22 protein-coding genes are annotated in these 17,656 nt (G+C 66.0%); 13 read left to right on the top strand and 9 right to left on the bottom strand.

Going from position 1 to position 17,656, the window contains the following annotated elements; translation table 11 throughout:
• Positions 1 to 35 precede the first annotated feature (35 nt).
• A complete protein-coding gene (locus ACTICP_RS10475) occupies positions 36 to 761 on the top strand; it encodes a 3'-5' exonuclease (RefSeq protein WP_441892125.1) in 726 nt (241 codons plus the stop codon).
• Between the two features lie 42 nt (positions 762 to 803).
• Positions 804 to 1,091, top strand: a complete 288-nt coding sequence (locus ACTICP_RS10470) for a hypothetical protein (protein ID WP_441892123.1) — start codon at positions 804 to 806, stop codon at positions 1,089 to 1,091.
• An 88-nt stretch (positions 1,092 to 1,179) separates the two neighbouring features.
• Here the strand turns inward: ACTICP_RS10470 and ACTICP_RS10465 are convergent, their stop codons facing one another.
• The 3 genes from ACTICP_RS10465 to glgA form a co-directional block, all read right to left on the bottom strand.
• On the bottom strand, positions 1,180 to 1,434 hold the full coding sequence (locus tag ACTICP_RS10465; protein ID WP_441892121.1) for a type B 50S ribosomal protein L31: 255 nt from the start codon (positions 1,432 to 1,434) through the stop codon (positions 1,180 to 1,182).
• A gap of 87 nt (positions 1,435 to 1,521) precedes the next feature.
• Positions 1,522 to 2,307, bottom strand: a complete 786-nt coding sequence (locus ACTICP_RS10460) for an ABC transporter ATP-binding protein (protein ID WP_441892119.1) — start codon at positions 2,305 to 2,307, stop codon at positions 1,522 to 1,524.
• A 17-nt stretch (positions 2,308 to 2,324) separates the two neighbouring features.
• Positions 2,325 to 3,509 carry a glycogen synthase gene (gene glgA, locus ACTICP_RS10455; protein WP_441892117.1) on the bottom strand — a complete coding sequence of 395 codons (1,185 nt, stop codon included), beginning with the start codon at positions 3,507 to 3,509 and terminating at the stop codon, positions 2,325 to 2,327.
• A 46-nt stretch (positions 3,510 to 3,555) separates the two neighbouring features.
• Here glgA and ACTICP_RS10450 point away from each other — a divergent pair, with 46 nt between their 5' ends.
• The 3 genes from ACTICP_RS10450 to ACTICP_RS10440 are packed head-to-tail and all read left to right on the top strand — an operon-like array spanning position 3,556 to position 6,203.
• Positions 3,556 to 4,800, top strand: coding sequence for a glucose-1-phosphate adenylyltransferase (locus tag ACTICP_RS10450; RefSeq protein ID WP_441892115.1), 1,245 nt, complete (start codon positions 3,556 to 3,558; stop codon positions 4,798 to 4,800).
• 22 nt (positions 4,801 to 4,822) lie between these two features.
• Positions 4,823 to 5,458, top strand: a complete 636-nt coding sequence (gene serB, locus ACTICP_RS10445; protein ID WP_441892113.1) for a phosphoserine phosphatase SerB — start codon at positions 4,823 to 4,825, stop codon at positions 5,456 to 5,458.
• A 52-nt stretch (positions 5,459 to 5,510) separates the two neighbouring features.
• Positions 5,511 to 6,203: an alpha/beta fold hydrolase gene (locus tag ACTICP_RS10440; protein WP_441892111.1), complete on the top strand. Its 693-nt coding sequence runs from the start codon at positions 5,511 to 5,513 to the stop codon at positions 6,201 to 6,203.
• Positions 6,204 to 6,212: 9 nt separating this feature from the next.
• On the opposite strand, the gene ACTICP_RS10435 is transcribed toward ACTICP_RS10440, so the two are convergent.
• Entirely contained in the window at positions 6,213 to 6,923 is a 711-nt protein-coding gene (locus tag ACTICP_RS10435; RefSeq protein WP_441892109.1) for a beta-ketoacyl-ACP reductase, read from the bottom strand.
• Positions 6,924 to 7,043: 120 nt separating this feature from the next.
• Between ACTICP_RS10435 and ACTICP_RS10430 the strand changes: the two genes are divergently transcribed.
• The 4 genes from ACTICP_RS10430 to ACTICP_RS10415 all read left to right on the top strand — a co-directional run bounded on the left by ACTICP_RS10430 (position 7,044) and on the right by ACTICP_RS10415 (position 9,031).
• Complete coding sequence (locus ACTICP_RS10430; RefSeq protein WP_441892107.1) at positions 7,044 to 7,595, top strand: DUF4190 domain-containing protein; 552 nt, start codon at positions 7,044 to 7,046, stop codon at positions 7,593 to 7,595.
• A gap of 61 nt (positions 7,596 to 7,656) precedes the next feature.
• Complete coding sequence (locus ACTICP_RS10425) at positions 7,657 to 8,022, top strand: DUF3099 domain-containing protein (protein WP_441892105.1); 366 nt, start codon at positions 7,657 to 7,659, stop codon at positions 8,020 to 8,022.
• Complete coding sequence (locus ACTICP_RS10420) at positions 8,019 to 8,210, top strand: hypothetical protein (RefSeq protein WP_441892103.1); 192 nt, start codon at positions 8,019 to 8,021, stop codon at positions 8,208 to 8,210. Before ACTICP_RS10425 ends, ACTICP_RS10420 begins: the two co-directional genes overlap by 4 nt.
• Positions 8,207 to 9,031, top strand: a complete 825-nt coding sequence (locus ACTICP_RS10415; protein ID WP_441892101.1) for an SURF1 family cytochrome oxidase biogenesis protein — start codon at positions 8,207 to 8,209, stop codon at positions 9,029 to 9,031. Before ACTICP_RS10420 ends, ACTICP_RS10415 begins: the two co-directional genes overlap by 4 nt.
• Before the next feature lie 46 nt (positions 9,032 to 9,077).
• On the opposite strand, the gene trmD is transcribed toward ACTICP_RS10415, so the two are convergent.
• Genes trmD through rpsP form a run of 4 tightly spaced genes read right to left on the bottom strand, consistent with a single transcriptional unit; the run spans position 9,078 to position 11,080 of the window.
• Positions 9,078 to 9,794, bottom strand: a complete 717-nt coding sequence (gene trmD, locus ACTICP_RS10410; RefSeq protein WP_441892099.1) for a tRNA (guanosine(37)-N1)-methyltransferase TrmD — start codon at positions 9,792 to 9,794, stop codon at positions 9,078 to 9,080.
• Positions 9,795 to 9,814: 20 nt separating this feature from the next.
• Positions 9,815 to 10,432, bottom strand: coding sequence for a ribosome maturation factor RimM (gene rimM, locus ACTICP_RS10405; protein ID WP_441892097.1), 618 nt, complete (start codon positions 10,430 to 10,432; stop codon positions 9,815 to 9,817).
• On the bottom strand, positions 10,410 to 10,640 hold the full coding sequence (locus ACTICP_RS10400; RefSeq protein WP_441892095.1) for an RNA-binding protein: 231 nt from the start codon (positions 10,638 to 10,640) through the stop codon (positions 10,410 to 10,412). The genes rimM and ACTICP_RS10400 overlap by 23 nt, the downstream gene beginning before the upstream one ends.
• 5 nt (positions 10,641 to 10,645) lie before the next feature.
• Positions 10,646 to 11,080, bottom strand: a complete 435-nt coding sequence (gene rpsP, locus ACTICP_RS10395; protein WP_441892093.1) for a 30S ribosomal protein S16 — start codon at positions 11,078 to 11,080, stop codon at positions 10,646 to 10,648.
• A 167-nt stretch (positions 11,081 to 11,247) separates the two neighbouring features.
• Between rpsP and ACTICP_RS10390 the strand changes: the two genes are divergently transcribed.
• Positions 11,248 to 12,432 carry a glutamate--cysteine ligase gene (locus tag ACTICP_RS10390; protein ID WP_441892091.1) on the top strand — a complete coding sequence of 395 codons (1,185 nt, stop codon included), beginning with the start codon at positions 11,248 to 11,250 and terminating at the stop codon, positions 12,430 to 12,432.
• A 16-nt stretch (positions 12,433 to 12,448) separates the two neighbouring features.
• Here the strand turns inward: ACTICP_RS10390 and ACTICP_RS10385 are convergent, their stop codons facing one another.
• Complete coding sequence (locus ACTICP_RS10385; RefSeq protein WP_441892089.1) at positions 12,449 to 13,420, bottom strand: sugar-binding transcriptional regulator; 972 nt, start codon at positions 13,418 to 13,420, stop codon at positions 12,449 to 12,451.
• A gap of 104 nt (positions 13,421 to 13,524) precedes the next feature.
• Between ACTICP_RS10385 and ACTICP_RS10380 the strand changes: the two genes are divergently transcribed.
• From ACTICP_RS10380 to glpK, 3 genes are all read left to right on the top strand, one after another.
• A complete protein-coding gene (locus ACTICP_RS10380) occupies positions 13,525 to 15,234 on the top strand; it encodes an FAD-dependent oxidoreductase (RefSeq protein WP_441892087.1) in 1,710 nt (569 codons plus the stop codon).
• An 89-nt stretch (positions 15,235 to 15,323) separates the two neighbouring features.
• Positions 15,324 to 16,076, top strand: a complete 753-nt coding sequence (locus tag ACTICP_RS10375) for an MIP/aquaporin family protein (RefSeq protein ID WP_441892085.1) — start codon at positions 15,324 to 15,326, stop codon at positions 16,074 to 16,076.
• A 54-nt stretch (positions 16,077 to 16,130) separates the two neighbouring features.
• Entirely contained in the window at positions 16,131 to 17,645 is a 1,515-nt protein-coding gene (gene glpK, locus ACTICP_RS10370) for a glycerol kinase GlpK (protein ID WP_441892083.1), read from the top strand.
• Positions 17,646 to 17,656: the final 11 nt, after the last annotated feature.

Below are 17,656 nucleotides of genomic sequence, written 5' to 3'. Positions count from 1 at the left end.
CGTCCCTAGCGTGGGTCAGGACAGAGGAGAATCTGATGGCACTCGCTCGTGAACTACCGTCCTGGCTCGGGCGCGTCGGCGTCTTCGACCTGGAGACGACCGGCGTCGACGTCACGGCCGACCGCATCGTCACGGCCCACGTCGGCGTGCTCGACGCGAAGGGACGCGAGATCGCCGCACGGTCGTGGCTGGCAGATCCAGGCGTGCCCATCCCCGACGGCGCCGCGGCCGTGCACGGAATCACCACGGCGCAGGCACGCGCCAACGGCCGGAACCCCGCCGAGGTCGTCGGCGAGATTACCGCATCGCTGCGCGCTCTGTTCAGGCAGGGCATGCCGGTGGTGGCATACAACGCCTCGTACGATTTCTCGCTGCTCACCCACGAGTGCATTCGCCACGGCATCCCGGTGCTCGAAGACCCCGGGCCCATCATCGATCCCCTGGTGATCGACAAGGCCGTCGACCGCTACAGAAAGGGCAAGCGCACCCTGGAGGTCGTCGCGCAGCATTACGGTGTCGCGCTCGACGGCGCGCACGAGGCTTCCGCTGATGCGATCGCGGCCGGGCGGGTTGCACAGGCGATCGCACGGAGCTTCCCGCTTGCGGGCTCTGCGCACGAACTGCACACCCAGCAGGTCGGTTGGGCACGCACTCAGGCCGAGAGTCTGACCGAGTACTTCGTCCGGATCGGGCGCATTGAGCCGGAAGACGCCCTCGACGGCACATGGCCCGTACGGGATGCCGCTCCGAACTCCGTCTGAGGATGGATGCCCATTCGGCTTTCTCCGCCGTAGTCTGAACACATGAACGACATCGTCGGCTGGGCCGCGATCGGGATCGTGTTCGCGATGATCCCGATCCTGCTCGTGGCCGGCGTGCGTCACTCACTGACCAGTCAGCCCGTGGAGCAGAAGTACCGCGATTCGATGGGCGGAATCTCCGGCGGGTTCGACGCGGTGTGGTCGCCGACAGCACACGAAGCGACCCAGGACCGTGACCGTCAGCAGCGTGCGTCGATCCCGGCGCCGACACCCGGCACGGGGCCCGGACGCATGGACGACGACGGCAGAATCACGATCCAGCTCGACTGATCTCTCTACGACGCGACCGGCCTGATACGAAGATGCCCGAACACGAAGAAGGCCCCGCCGAAGCGGGGCCTTCTGTCGAAACGGAAGCTTACTTGCTGCCGCCGAAGCCCTTGAAGCGCTGGTTGAACTTCTCGACGCGACCGGCCGAGTCCATGATGCGCTGCTTGCCCGTGTAGAACGGGTGCGAGGCCGAGGAGATCTCGACGTCGATGACCGGGTACTCCACGCCGTCCAGTTCGACGGTCTTGTCGCTGGAGACGGTGGAGCGGGTCAGGAAGGTCTCGCCCGAGCCGAGGTCGCGGAACACGACGTCCTTGTAAACGGGGTGAATGTCAGTCTTCATAGCTGATTCCTTGGCTTGCGGGTACGTACAGGATGAAAAGTCTTCGGGCGCCGGAGCACCAAGGATCGATTCTAGCAGATCCCCGGCTCAGGACGCTGCGCGGGCAGCGTAGCGACCGTCGTCAGCCGACATGGTGATCGGCATGCCGAATGCCTCGGTGAGCGAATCCGCCGTCAGGGTCTCTTCCATCGGGCCGGCCGCCACCACGCCGCCATCACGGATCAGCAGCACGTGTGTGAATCCGACCGGAATCTCTTCCACGTGGTGGGTGACCATGACCATCGCCGGTGTGGTCGGCGATGAGGCGTAGCCGCTGAGGAGGCCGAGAAGCTCTTCGCGGGAGCCGAGGTCGAGGGACGCCGTCGGCTCGTCGAGCAGCAGCACCTCAGGATCGGTCATCACGGCACGCGCGATCTGCACGCGCTTCTGTTCGCCGTCGCTCAGGGTGCCGAAGGTGCGGTCGGCGAGATGGTCGAGCTTCCACTCCCCCAGCACGCGCAGCGCACGGCGCTCATCGATGTTCTCGTACTGCTCGTTCCACCGCCCGGTGACCGCGTACGCCGCGGTGAGGACGACGTTGAGCACGGTCTCCTCGCGCGGGATGCGCTGGGCCATCGCCGAAGACGCGAAGCCGATGCGCGGACGGATCTCGAAGACGTCGGTGCGACCCAGGGTCTCGCCGAGGATCGTCACGGTTCCCGCCGTCGGGTGCATGAGCGTGTCGGCCAACTGCAACAGTGTGGTCTTGCCGGCGCCGTTCGGGCCGAGCACCACCCATCGCTGGTCGTCTGCGACCTGCCAGGTCACATGATCGACGATGTTGCGCCCGTCACGGCGCACGACGACATCGGTGAAATCTAGAGCGCTCGGCATGCCTCCAGCCTATCGGCTCAGTCCATCAGCTCCGCGTAGAGCGCGCGCGTGGTGTCGGCGATCGCACCCCAACTGAACTCCTCCGCAGCGCGCTGCCTTCCGGCATCGCCGTATGCGGCCGCTCGCCCCGGATCGGAGACCACCTCGGTGAGCACGCGGGCGAGATCGGCGACGAATCGGTCCGGATCGATCGGCGTGCCCGTGCCGTCATCGGTCTGGTCGATGGGCACCAGGCGGCCGGTCACGCCATCGGCCACGACCTCGGGGATGCCGCCCGTCGCGGTGCCGACGACGGCAGCACCGCATGCCATCGCCTCGAGGTTCACGATGCCGAGGGGTTCGTACACCGACGGGCACACGAACGTCGTCGCCGCGGCCAGGATCGCGCTGAGCTCGTCGCGCGGCAGCATCCGTTCGATCCAGATCACGCCGTCGCGGGTGCGCTGGAGCCGGCGAACACCCTCCTGCACCTCGGCCATGATCTCGGGCGTGTCCGGCGCACCCGCGCAGAGCACCAGCTGCACGTCAGGAGGCAGGAGCTCGGCGGCGCGCAGCAGGTACGGCAGCCCCTTCTGGCGGGTGATGCGCCCGACGAACACGACGGACGGACGCGACGCATCCAGGCCGATGCCGGTGAGGAACGCGTCATCCGAGACGGGGCGCCATCGTTCGACGTCGATGCCGTTGTGGATCACGCGCACGCGGTCGGGTTCCACCTGCGGGTAGCTGCGGAGGATATCGGCGCGCATGCCGGCGGACACCGCGATGATCGCCGCCGCGTTCTCGTAGGCGAGCTTCTCGATCCCGCTCGAAACGGCATAGCCGCCGCCGAGCTGTTCGGCTTTCCATGGGCGCAGTGGTTCGAGACTGTGCGCGGTGAGCACGTGCGGGATTCCGTGCAGTTGCGAGGCCAGATGGCCGGCGAAGTTCGCATACCAGGTGTGGCTGTGCACGACGTCGGCTCCCGCGACGTCTCCGACCATCACCAGGTCGGTGCCGAGCGTCTGCAGCGCGGCGTTCGCGGTAGCCAGTTCAACCGGTGTGCGGTACGACTTCGTGCCCGTCTCGGCGCGTTCTGCGCCGAACGCGCGCACCCGCACCTCGATGGAATTCCGCAGGGCGCAGGCGAGTTCGGCGACGTGGACGCCGGCTCCTCCGTAGATCTCCGGGGGGTACTCCTTGGTGATCATGTCGACGCGCATGCTTGAACGCTAGTACAGCGACGCATTCGGGTTCTATGGTGGAGCCATGGCGGTCCCTCCGAAGGTCTTCGGCATCATCCTCGCTGGCGGCGAGGGCAAGCGTCTCATGCCTCTGACGGCAGACCGGGCCAAACCTGCGGTGCCGTTCGGCGGGCAGTACCGCCTGATCGATTTCGCCATCTCGAACCTCATCAACTCGAGCCTGCGGCAGATCGTGGTGCTCACGCAGTACAAGTCGCACAGCCTCGACCGGCACATCACCCAGACCTGGCGGATGTCCTCGCTGCTCGACTCCTACATCACCTCGGTGCCGGCGCAGCAGCGACTCGGCAAGCGCTGGTTCTCGGGATCGGCCGATGCCATCCTGCAGAGCCTGAACCTCATCAATGATGAGAAGCCCGACATCGTCATCGTGATCGGCGCCGATCACGTGTATCGCATGGATTTCCGTCAGATGCTCGAGTCGCACATCGATTCCGGGGCGAAGGCGACCGTCGCCGGCATCCGCCAGCCGCTCGCCCTCGCGGACCAGTTCGGCGTGATCGATGCCGCACCCGACGGCTCGGGCCGCATTCGAGCGTTCCTCGAGAAGCCGGCGGATGCTGAGGGCCTCGCCGACTCGCCGCACGAGGTTCTCGCGTCGATGGGCAACTACATCTTCGACGCCGAAGCTCTGATCGCCGCGGTCGAAGCCGATGGCGAAGTCGCCTCATCGAGCCACGACATGGGCGGCGACATCGTCCCGTACTTCGTCGACCGGGGTGAAGCCGGGTTCTACGACATGAAACAGAACGATGTGCCCGGCTCTTCGCCGCGCGATCGGGCCTACTGGCGCGACGTGGGAACCATCGATTCCTTCTTCGATGCGCACATGGATCTCATCTCGACGCTGCCGATCTTCAACCTCTACAACACCCTGTGGCCCATCCGCACCCAGAGTGTGAACGCACCACCGGCGAAGTTCGTGCGCGATGCGGTCGGACGCATCGGCAACACGATCGACTCGATCGTCTCGCCGGGTTCGGTGCTGTCCGGCACGCACTTGGAGCGGAGCGTCATCGGTCCGGGAACGCTCGCTGCCGGCGGGTCGACGATCACCGACTCGGTCCTGTTCGACGGCGTGGTCGTCGGCCAGGGTGCCCGCGTGCACCGCGCCGTGCTCGACAAGAACGTCGTGCTCGCCGACGGCGCGACGATCGGCGTCGATCGGCAGCGCGATGTGGAGCGCGGCTTCACCGTGACCGAATCGGGCATCACCGTTGTCGGAAAGGGCGTGCGGATCGAGCGGTGACGGGCGCGCTACGCTCGTTCGCGTGACCGTTGCGCGCTTCCTCGTCGTCCTCGATGCCGATTCCACCCTGATCCGCGATGAGGTGATCGAACTCCTCGCCGACGAGGCGGGTCGGCGCGCCGAGGTACAGGCTGCGACCGAGGCCGCGATGCGCGGCGAGGTCGACTTCGCGAGCAGCCTCCGTTCTCGGGTTCGTGCGCTCGCCGGCGTGCAGACGAGCGCGTTCGAGCGGGTGCGTGCACGCGTGCGACCGACGCCCGGTGTGCGCGAGCTCACTGCGGCCGTGCATGAGCGCGGCGGTGTCGTCGGGGTTGTGTCCGGCGGATTCCACGAGATCCTCGACCACGTCGCCCCTGAGCTCGGTGTCGACCGGTGGCGAGCCAATCGGCTGGTCGTCTCGGACGACGTGCTCACGGGCGTCGTCGACGGCGAGATCGTGGATGCCGCGACGAAAGCCGCGGCACTGCGGGAGTGGGCGACCGGCCTGAGCATTCCCGCGCATGCGACGGTCGCCATCGGCGACGGCGCGAACGATCTGCAGATGATGGCGGCGGCCGGGCTCGGACTCGCCTTCAACGCCAAACCCGCCGTGCGCGCGTCGGCGGATATCGTCGTCGGGGCAGTGGATCTGCGCGAGATCATTCCTCTCCTCCCCTGAGGGCCGGCGGATTCCCGTGCCGATGTCGGTGGTCCCGCGTAACGTCAGCGCCATGGAAATCATCCTCATCCCAGGACTCTGGTTTGACGCAGCACTGTGGGACGACGTCGTCCCCTCACTCGAAGCCGCCGGTCACAGGCCCGTGCCGCTCACTATGCCCGGTGTGGGCGAACCCGCTGAGACCTCGTCCTCGATCGACGTGTCCGACTGGGTCGACGCCGTGGTCGCGCAGATCGACGCGACCGCGGAGCCGGTGGTCCTCGTCGGGCACAGCGGCGGCGGCAACGTAGCGTGGGGGGCTGCCGATGTGAGACCCGACCGGGTCGCAAGGGTGATCTTCGTCGACACCGTGCCGCCGCCTCCGAACTCCGGCATCTCCTCGTTCGAGGTCGTCGATGGTGTGATCCCGTTCCCCGGTTGGGACTTCTTCCCCGCCGAAGACGTGTACGACCTCGACGAAACGATGCGTGCACGGGCGTTGTCGCTGACCCGCTCGGTCCCCGCGCGCGTACCTACCGACCCCGTACAACTGAGCAGCGACCGGCACCGGGTGCCCACCACGCTCCTGATGGGGGCTATGGGGCAGTCCGAGGTCGAGGCCGAGGTCGACCAATGGGGGCCCTACGGCGAGGAGTTCCGTGCGATCGCGGACGTCACGGTCACGAAGATCGGTTCCGGGCATTGGCCGCAGTTCTCGCAGCCGGAGCGGCTCGCGCAGTTGATCAGCACAGCCGCCGGTCGGTGACCGCGGGGCTCAGTGCCCCATCCCCAGCCCGCCGTCGACGGGAATGACAGCGCCGGAGATGTAACCGGCGTCGTCGCCGGCGAGCCAGGCGACCACGCCGGCGACCTCGTCGGGCGTCGCGAACCGCGCGGCGGGGATGCTGGCCTTGTACTGCTTCTGGGTCTCTTCGGGCAGTTCGGCGGTCATGTCGGTCTCAATGAACCCCGGGGCGACGACGTTGGCCGTGATGCCGCGCGCACCGAGCTCGCGGGTCAGCGAGCGTGCGAAGCCGACGAGCGCGCTCTTGGACGCGGAGTAGTTGACCTGGCCGGCCGAGCCATACAGTCCGACGACGCTGGAGATCAGGATGACGCGGCCGAAACGTGCACGCAGCATCGCTTTCGATGCGCGTTTGACGACGCGGAACGTGCCACCGAGATTGGTCGCCACGACGCTGTCGAAATCGTCCTCGCTCATGCGCATGAGGAGGGTGTCTTTGGTGATCCCGGCGTTCGCGACGACGATCTCCACCGGTCCGAGCTTCGACTCGACCTCGGCGAAGGCGGCATCGACTGCTGCACCATCAGTCACGTCAGCGCGCACAGTGAGAGTCCCTTCCGGGCCTTCCCCGCTGCGGGCGGTCACGGCGACGCGGAATCCTTCGCGCACGAAGCGCTCGGCGATCGCCCGCCCGATGCCGCGGTTGCCGCCGGTGACGAGGACGACGCGTTCTGATCTCATGTGCACTCCCGAGGGCTGGTCGATGGGACTCGAGTCATCCTATCCGTGCGGCTGTGTATGCCGACCGTACCGATCCGCGACATGATGGAGGTGGTCACGGAGTCTTATGGAGGGATCGCGATGAGCGACAACAGCACAGCCCCGGGCGAGCACCCGGACTTTCCCGCGGTATCGCCGGCACGTGCCGGTGCCCCGCAGGAGCCGCCGTACGCACCGCAGACGCAGCCGGCTCCCCCGGCTGCGCAGCCGTATCCGGTACAGCAGTACCCCGGACAGCAGTATCCCGGACAGCAGAGCCCCACCCAGCAGTACCCGGCGCCGTCCTACCAGGGCCAGGCGTATCAGGGCCAGGTCTATCCCATGCAGCCCTACCCGCCGGCGCGTCCCACCAGCGGACTCGCCGTCACCTCGCTGATCACCGGAATCGGCGGCATCCTGTTCAGCTGGACCTTCGTGGCGCTGCTCGCGTCCATAGCGGCCGTGATCACCGGGCACATGGCGCTGAAGCAGACGCGCAACAATCCGGCTCTCGCCGGACGCGGCATGGCGATCGCGGGCCTGATCACGGGGTATGTCGGCGTCGCGATCATCGCGCTGCTGGTGGTCGTCGCGATCTTCTCGTTCCTGTTCCTCGGCTCCCTTCCGTTCCTGCTGTACGGCATCAGCAGCTGACCCCGCATCCGGCACCGGAAAGGCATCCGGGATCGCCTGCGCGGCGTAGGCTTGAAGGATCGTGAAAGAGTCGCATGCCGCACCTGTGACCTCGCTCCCGCAAGCACCGCAGGACGAGGCGACCAGTCGTGTGCGCCGCTACTGGATCACGATGGGGATCCGGATGGCCTGTTTCGCACTCACAGTCCTGGTGACCCCATATGGCTGGTACACCTGGGTGTTCGCAGCGGCCGCAGCGATCCTGCCGTACATCGCCGTCGTCTTCGCCAACGCCGTCAGCCCGACCACCACGGCTCCCGCGGAGTCGCCGGTTCAGGAGCTGGGCCCGCCGACGACCGCGGCACCGACCGCCACTGCCGATCCGACGATCATCACCATCACCGAGCACCCGATTGAACCTGCCCGTCGTGAAGGCGACGAGAAGTGACGCAGGAATGCTCGCGCGCCGGTTGCCGCCACGAGGCGACGCACCATGTCGTCTGGCGCAATCCGCGCATCCACACCGCCGATCGCGAGAAGATCTGGCTCGCGTGCGATGAGCACGTCGGATTCCTGCGCGACTATCTCGCCGCTCGCGAGTTCCCCGTCACGGTACGCGAGGGGCTCCCGGCATGAGCAATCGTTTCGTGCGATGGGGGCTCTATCTCCTCATCGCGATTGCCTTCGCCGTGGCCTGCGTCTTCCTCTCGAACTGGCAGTTCGACCGCAACGAAGGGCGCGAGGCTGACATCGCGCTCGTCGAGAAGAACTACGACGCCGCCCCCGTTCCGCTCGGCGATCTCATCGGCGCCGATGGGGCTCTGGATGCCGGTGACGAATGGCATCCCGTCACCCTCGAGGGTGAGTATCTCGTGGACGAGCAGCTCCTCGTCCGCAACCGTCCACACGGCGGAACCAGCGCGTTCGAGGTGCTCGTGCCCTTCCGCGATACCGACGGCCGCGTCTTCGTCGTCGATCGGGGGTGGGTGCCGCCCGGTGAGGGTGCGCTGCCCGACGTCGTGCCCGAAGCGCCGTCCGGAACCGTCGAAGTCACCGTTCGTCTGCGCCCCGGGGAGCCGCTGCCGACGTCCGGTCGCGGCGCCCCGGAAGGGCAGGTGCCGACGATTCATCTGCCGTCCATCGCCGAGATGACCGGCAGTGAGGTGATCACCGGCGCATATGGGCAAATGGTGGCGGAGAGCCCGGCGTCGACGACATCTCTGGGTTCCTTCGACTCCCCCACCGACGATCCCGGGCCCCACCTGTCCTACGCGATCCAGTGGATCCTGTTCGCGGTGATGGGCTTCATCTTCATCTTCTACATCATCCGCACCGAGGTGCAGAAGCACCGCGAAGAGATCGAAGGACGACCGGCGAAGGTCAAGCGGCCCCGGCGCCGCGACCATGACGCAGACGTCGAGGACGACCTCCTCGACGATGTGGACGTCCGCGTCTGATCTCGACCGGGGGATGACGGGGCGCCGAGGAAGGCGCGGCCCGGCGTCAGTCAGTCAGAAGATCCGGACGGCGCACCCGCGTGCGCTCGAGCTGCTGCTCGTGGCGCCAGGCCGCGATGGCGCCATGGTTGCCGCTGAGCAGAACCTCCGGGACGGCACGATCCCGCCACGTCGACGGTTTCGTATACGACGGATATTCCAGCAGTCCGTCTTCGTGCGATTCCTCCACGAGGCTCTCCGGGTTGCCGACGACACCGGGAATCAGGCGTCCGACGGCCTCGATCATCGCCATCGCGGCGACCTCGCCGCCGTTGAGCACGTAATCGCCGAGACTCACCAGACGCACCTCGCCGAGCGTCGCGGCGTACTCGAACACGCGCTCGTCGATGCCCTCGTACCGACCGCAGCCGATGATCAGGTGCTCACGCGTCGCGAAGTCGCGGGCCGTCGTCTGGCGGAAGACCTCGCCGGCCGGTGAGGGGAAGATGATGGTCGGCTGCGACGACCCGGCCAGCTCGTCAAGGGCGAGCGCCCAGGGCTCGGCCTGCATGACCATGCCCGCTCCCCCGCCGTACGGGGTGTCATCGACGGTGCGGTGCCGATCACTCGTCCAGTCGCGCAGATCGTGCACGTGCAGGTCGAGGATGCCCGAGTCGCGGGCCTTGCCGAGCAGGGACAGCGTGAGACCGTCGAAGTACGACGGGAAGATCGAGACGACGTCTATCCGGTGCGCTGAGCGACCGGAGGGAGTCGAAGTGTTCATGCGTCGATCGTAGCGATCGGTCACTCGGCAGCGTCGGCGTCGTCAGTGTCGGCGCCCTCGGCCGCTTCCGGGACTTCTTCGAAGAGACCGGGCGGGGGCGTGACGATGACGCGGCCGGCGGCGACGTCGACTGCGGGAACGATCGCTTCGACGAACGGGACCATGATCTCGTCGTCATTCGCCTTGACGATCAGCAGGTCCTGAGCGGGCAGATGATCGACCCGGACGACCTTGCCGATCACCGTGTCATCGCGTACGACATCGAGGCCCACGAGCTGATGGTCGTACCAGGCGTTGTCCTCCGGCTCATCGGCATCCTGGTCGATCCACAGGATGGCCCGCACCAGGCCTTCGGCACCCTCACGGTCGTCGACGCCGTCGAAGAAGACCACCGAGTTGCCGTTCATCACCCGATACTCGCGGACGGCGATCGATTTGCCGTGCCACGGAGATGCCTCCGGCACCTGCAACGTGAACTCGGCCCCCGGAACGAACCGGCGCTCCGGATTGTCGGTGTACAACTCCAGCTTGAGCGCGCCCTTGAGACCGTGCGCCTTGACGAGGCGGCCGACCCGCAATTGGTTCTTGCCCTGATTGCGGTCGCTGGCGACCACGTCAGTCGTCCGCGACGTCGACACGGACGCGCTGCCCGTCCGCCAGCGCGGAGATGAGCGTGCGCAGTGCCTTCGCGGTGCGGCCGCCGCGCCCGATCACCCGTCCACGGTCGTCGGGGTGCACGCGCACCTCGAGGAGATCGCCCCTCGACGACGTGGATGAGGCAATGCGGACATCGTCCGGGTGATCGACGATCCCCTTGACGATGTGTTCGAGCGCAGCGGCGAGCACAGCGATTACTCGGCGTCGGCGGCGGGAGCCTCAGCGGCCTCCGCGTCAGCGGCAGGAGCCTCCGCAGCGGGAGCCTCGTCCTGCTTCTTCTCGACCTTGGGCTTCACAACGGACTTCTTCGCGGAGTCGACCTCGAACGGAGCCTTGGGCTCTGCGACCTGAACGGTGGACTTCGCGTCCTTGTCGCCCTTGAACTTGCCCCAGTCACCCGTGAGCTTGAGGATCGCGGCGACCTGCTCGCTCGGCTGTGCGCCGACGGAGAGCCAGTACAGCGCGCGCTCGGAATCGACCTCGATGAACGAGGGCTGCTCGGTCGGGTGGTACTTGCCGATCTCTTCGATCACGCGACCATCGCGCTTGGTCTTCGAGTCAGCAACGACGATGCGGTAATAAGGCGCGCGGACCTTGCCCATGCGCTTGAGACGAATCTTTACAGCCACGATTCTCCTGAATTGTGTGGAAGGAACGAACTGGTCGCCTGGAGAGTGGGGTGCACACCCGGCGGAAGCTCAAATGAGTGGACGCGGTCTGGATAGAGGGTCGAGAACGTCGTCCGACCCTCTATTCTGCCAGATCCGGCGGCCACGCGCGAAACGCTGCGACCCGCATGTCGGCGCACGCCCGCTGTGCATGTCAGAATGTGCTCGTGAAGCAGGAGTTCGCGGAGTCTCCGCGTTCGAGCGTCGGTCTCGAGTGGGAGATCATGCTCGCAGATCCCGACACCGGTGACCTCGTCGGGCGTGCGCCGGAATTGCTCGCCGCGCTGGAGGACGAGAGCGAGCCGGAACGTTATACCGTGACCGGCGAACTCCTCACCAACACGATCGAGGTCACCAGCGGCATCGGCGACGACGTCGGGCACGCCATCAGCGACATCGCCGCAGCGATCGCCGCCGTCCGCGCCACCACCGATCCTGCCGGCATCGAGCTGCTCTCGGCCGGCAGCCACCCCTTCGCGCAATGGTTCGACCAGCAGGTCACCGACAAGAGCCGATACCACCAGCTCATCGAGCGCACCCAGTGGTGGGGGCGGAACATGATGATCTGGGGCATCCACGTGCACGTCGGCGTCGAGGACCGCGACAAAGTGATGCCGATCATCGGCGCCCTGTCTGCGTACCTTCCACACCTGCAGGCGCTGGCATCATCCAGCCCGTTCTGGGCGGGCGAGCAGACCGGCTACGCCTCCAACCGCGCACTCGTATTCCAGCAGCTGCCGACAGCCGGCCTGCCGTGGCCACTGCACACCTGGACAGAGTTCGAGTCGTATATGGGCGACATGGTGAGGACGGGCGTCATGGCTGACGCCTCCGAGGTCAGGTGGGACATCCGCCCGGCACCACGCTGGGGCACGATCGAGGTGCGCGCGTGCGATGGTATGTCCACGCTGACCGAACTCGCATCGGTGGCGGCCCTCGTCCAGGTGCTCGTCGAGCACTTCTCGCGGATGTTGGACGAAGGACGGCTCCTGCCGTCCCTGCCCGCATGGTTCCACCGGGAGAACAAATGGCGAGCGGCGCGCTACGGTCTCGACGCACGGATCATCGTGGATGCTGTCGGCACCCAGGCTCCGGTGCACGAGCACTTGTCGCGCACGATCGACGACCTCGCCCCCATAGCTGCGGAACTCGGCTGCGCGGCGGAGTTCGCCGGCCTCGACACCATTCTTGACGGTGGGGCGAGTTACGCCCGCCAGATCGAGGTCGCCCGCGCAGCCGACGGCGACCTCCGTGAAGTCGTGCAACACCTCATCCGCGAGTTCCGGTCTGGTCCGGAGACGTCGGTCCCGTGACGAGTCCGCGCTCGATTCAATCGTGATCGGCGAGGTGTCGGGCGAGTGACTCGTCCAGAACGACGTCGGTGATGGTCCCGGCCGCGATGGCAGCCCGAAGAGTGGCGAGCTTCGTGACGCCGGCGACGACGCAGAGTCGCCGCGGTACTCTGCGCAGTCTGTCAAGACCAGGGCCGGTGGCGCGCGCGTTCAGCGCGATGTCGCGCCATGATCCGTCCTCGCGGAAGAAGATGGTCGCCACGTCACCGATTACGCCATCCGCACGCAGACTGCGGTAGTCCTCCTGACTGAGGTAGCCACCGACGTAGACGCGACTGGGCACCTCTGCCGCTGGCGACCCGAGGCTGAACACGGCGATGTCCATCTTGGCCTGGAACGAGAGGACTCTTCGCGTACTGCGCTCCTGCCACATGGCTTCACGCGTCCGTGGGTTGTCGAAGAACGTCGGTACCGGGAATTGCTCCACCTGAGCGCCGAAGGCATGGCCGAAACGCCGCAGGATGTCGCTGGAGTACTCCACACCGCTCGTCTGCGTGTTCCCTGCGCCGTTCAACTGCACGAATGTCGTGTTGTGAGTGTCCTTCTGCGTCAGTGCACGGCTGACCAGGCTGATCGTCGACCCCCAGGCGACGCCGATGACCATGTTCGACTCGACGAACTGCGACAGCAGACGTCCAGCGGTCAAGGCGACGCGCTCCAGACGCTCCACCTCGTTGACGAGCTCCGGCATGGGCACGACGTGGGCTGCAATGCGGAACCGATCGCGAATACGTTGCTCGAGGGCCCCGACTCGCTCGAACGGGGAGTTTATGCGAATGTCGACGAGCCCGGTGTCACGGGCAAACCCCAGCAGCCGCGACACCGACGAGCGCGATGTGCCCAGCTCGTGCGCTATCGCCTCCATCGTCATGTCCTGCATGTAGTAGAGCTTTGCCGCGGTGAGCGCCGCGACCAGCTTCCCTTCCTGTGCGGGGGTGCGCTCGGCCATGACCATCCCTTCCGGCAGCAATCTTTGCACATATGTGCATCCACATTGCGCACCCAGCTCAACGGGGTGAGCCTGGAGACGCACGAATTAAGGAGAGTTCGACGATGATCGATTCGACACGGGCGTCGCGACGCAGTTCCGAGTTGGCAACAGTCCGCGAGAGCGGCCGCACCACCGCCCTCGTGATCGGCGGCGGCATCAATGGGATATCGCTGTTCCGCGATCTCGCCCTGCAGGGCGTTGACGTCGTCCTCGTCGAACGGGGCGATTTCGCATCCGGCGCCTCGGCGGCATCCAGCCATATGATCCACGGGGGGATCCGCTACTTGGAGAACGGCGAGTTCCGCCTCGTCCGCGAGTCGGTCCAGGAGCGGAACGGACTTCTGCGCATCGCGCCGCACTATGTCAAACCGTTGCAGACCACGATCCCGATCTATTCGACCTTCTCCGGTATCCTCTCCGCCCCGCTCCGCCTCTTGACGCATCGCAGCGGCAAGCCGAAGGAGCGAGGTGCTGTGCTGATCAAGATCGGCCTGACCCTCTACGACACCTTCTCCCGCGACGGCGGCTCGGTTCCGCGTCATCGCTTCCTCGGACGCAAGAAGTCACTGGCCGAGCTGCCGGCCCTCGATCCGAACATCAAGTACACAGCCACCTACTACGACGCATCGATGCACGATCCCGAGCGCCTCGCCCTGGATGTCCTTCAGGACGGCCGAGCGGCCAGAGAGCACGCCTACGCCCTCAACTATGTCGAGGCCATCGCTCGCCGTGACGACGAGATCGTGCTGCGCGACAATGAAAGCGGCGACGAGTTCACCGTCAGGGCTGATGTGGTGATCAATGCTTCGGGTCCCTGGACCGACCTGACCAACGAGGCACTCGGCGAGAGCACACGCTATATGGGCGGGACCAAGGGCTCGCACATCGTCCTCGACCACCCCGAGCTGCTGGCGGCGACTCAGGGACGTGAGATCTTCCTCGAGCACTCTGATGGACGGATCGTGCTGATCTATCCGTTGAAGGGTCGTGTCCTCGTCGGGACGACTGACATCGAAGCCGATCCGCGGGAGCCCGCCCGGTGCACCGAGGAAGAAGTCGACTACTTCTTCGATCTCATCCACCACGTGTTCCCGCAGCTCGATCTGGATCGGAACCAGATCGTCTACCGCTTCGCGGGAATCCGTCCCCTCCCGCGTCACGAGGACACCGCTCCCGGATTCGTATCACGCGACTACCGCATCGAAGTGGACCGCAGTGGCACTGTGCCCACCGTGAGCCTCGTCGGTGGAAAATGGACCACGTTCCGCGCCCTGGGCGCTGCGTTGTCCGAACGGGTTCTCGACATACTCGGTCGTCAGCGTTCCGTTTCCACGGCCGGACTGCCGATCGGCGGTGGCCGAGGGTTCCCGAAGACGGTCCGCGCACGACAGGCCTGGATCCAGACGCATCTGTCCGGCGCAGAGAGCCGTGCAGACGAGCTGCTCAAGCGATACGGCACACGTGCTGCCGAGGTGTGGGAGTTCATCCAGTCCGGAGAGGACACTCCCCTCGGAGGAACCACCGTCTCGACAAGAGAACTGGAATGGATGGTGAAGAGGGAGTCGGTCGTGCGCCTGGCCGATGTGGTTCTGCGCCGCACCAGCCTCGCCTTCACAGGAGACGTCGACCTCACCGTGCTGAACGAACTCGCCGGTGCGCTGGCGCCACTGCTCGAATGGGACGATGAGCGACGCGATGCCGAGGTCACAGCGACCGGAGAACTCCTCAACGACGCCCACGGGCTGTCGATACCCACAACTGCCCGTCGCTGAGCGACGCAGAACCGTCGGCCTCGCGACGGAAACACTATGGACCGCGACGACAGTGAGGCCGTCGCGCGGCAAGAAAGGTCAAAGAAGACATGGTAGATGTCAACCTGGGACTGTATTTCGTCTCAGAACTCGTCGGAACGGCGATGCTCGTCCTCCTCGGCTGCGGCGTCGTCGCCAACGTCATCCTTGCGAAGACGAAAGGCTTCGCCGGCGGCACTCTGATGATCAACTGGGGATGGGGGCTCGCCGTTTTCGCCGGTGTGCTCGTTTCCGCATATTCAGGCGCGCTCATCAACCCGGCTGTAGCGCTCGGCATGGTGATCGCCGGCACGATCACCGTGCCGATGTTCTTCATCGCAATCGCGGCCGAGCTGCTCGGCGGTATCCTCGGCGCTGTGCTCTGCTGGGTGTCGTACCGGCAGCACTTCGATGCTGAGGAAGACCCGGCGAACAAGCTCGGAGTGTTCTCGACCGGGCCTGCTATCCGCTCGTACGGGCATAACCTCATCACCGAGATCATCGCGACCTTCGTGCTCGTCTTCGTGATCTTCGCATTCGCCGACTACGGCGACATCGAAGTCGGTGTTTCTGGAGGACTCGGCCCGCTGACCGCGCTGCCGGTCGCGCTGCTCGTCGTCGGTATCGGCGCGTCTCTCGGCGGCCCCACCGGTTATGCGATCAACCCCGCCCGTGACCTCGGTCCGCGAATCGCACACGCGATCCTGCCGATCAAGGGCAAGGGATCCAGCGACTGGGCGTACTCCTGGGTTCCGGTCGTCGGTCCTCTGGTCGGCGGCGCACTCGCAGCGTTCGCAGCCCCCGGGCTGCTCTCGCTGGTGTGAGCCGCAGGGCCATTCAGCACACACGCTATCCACGCAATTCAAAGGAGAAGAACCATGGCTGACTACGTCATCGCAATCGATCAGGGCACGACGTCAAGTCGCGCGATCATCTTCGACAAAAAGGGCACGATCGTCGAGACGGGCCAGAAGGAGCACGAGCAGATCCTGCCGAAGGCCGGGTGGGTCGAGCACAACGCGACCGAGATCTGGCACAACGTGCAGGAGGTCATCGGGCTCGCGCTGAGCCGCGCCGACCTCACCCGTCATGACATCGCCGCGGTGGGCATCACCAACCAGCGCGAGACCGCGGTCGTTTGGGACAAGACGACCGGCAAGCCGGTGTACAACGCGATCGTCTGGCAGGACACCCGTACGCAGGAGATCGTCGATCGACTCGCATCAGACGGCGGGGTTGAGCGGTTCAAGCCGGTCGTCGGCCTGCCGCTTGCCACGTACTTCTCCGGCACGAAGATCGCCTGGATCCTCGAGAACGTCGACGGTGCGCGTGAAAAGGCGGAGGCCGGGGATCTGATCTTCGGCACCACCGATACCTGGGTGCTGTGGAACCTCACCGGTGGCACCGATGGCGGCGTGCACATCACGGATGTGACCAACGCATCCCGCACGATGTTCATGGACCTCACGACGCTCGAGTGGCGAGACGACATCCTCGAGGCCTTCGGCGTACCGCGCTCGATGATGCCGGAGATCCGTTCCTCCTCCGAGGTCTACGGGACAGCCAAGAGCTCTTCGCTGCTTCGTGAGACCCCTATCGCCGGCATCCTCGGGGACCAGCAGGCGGCCACGTTCGGCCAAGCAGCATTCCAGAAGGGCGAGAGCAAGAACACCTACGGCACCGGCTGCTTCCTGATCTTCAACACGGGTGAAGACATCGTCCACTCGAAGAACGGGCTGCTCACGACCGTCGGGTACAAGCTCGGCGACGAGCCGACGCACTATGCCCTGGAGGGTTCGATCGCCGTCACCGGATCGCTCATCCAGTGGCTGCGCGACCAGTTGGGCATCATCTCGTCGGCGCCGGAAGTGGAGCAGTTGGCAGAAAAGGTCGAGGACAACGGTGGAGTGTACATCGTGCCGGCGTTCTCGGGACTCTTCGCGCCGTACTGGCGCCCGGATGCCCGTGGTGCGATCGTCGGGCTGACCCGCTACGCGAACAAGAACCACATCGCCCGGGCGGCGCTCGAAGCGGTCGCATTCCAGACGCGCGATGTTCTCGACGCGGTGAATGCGGATGCCGGAGTGGATCTCACCGAGCTCAAGGTCGACGGCGGCATGGTCGCCAATGACGCTCTGATGCAGTTCCAGGCGGACGTGCTCGGTGTTCCCGTCGTGCGCCCCGTCGTCGCGGAGACCACCGCCCTGGGCGCCGCTTACGCCGCTGGTCTCGCCGTCGGCTTCTGGAGCAGCCTCGATGACCTGTCTGCCAACTGGCAGGAGGACCGTCGTTGGGAGCCCGCAATGGAGGATGCAGAGCGCGACCGCCTGCTTCGTCTGTGGCGCAAGGCTGTCACCAAGTCGATGGATTGGATCGACGACGACGTGAAGTAGTCGAACGCGCA

The organism is Microbacterium sp. (assembly GCF_052102115.1).
Lineage (GTDB): Bacteria > Actinomycetota > Actinomycetes > Actinomycetales > Microbacteriaceae > Microbacterium.
The sequence above is the reverse complement of the archived record's forward strand: the minus strand, read 5'-3'. Positions and strand labels throughout refer to the sequence as shown.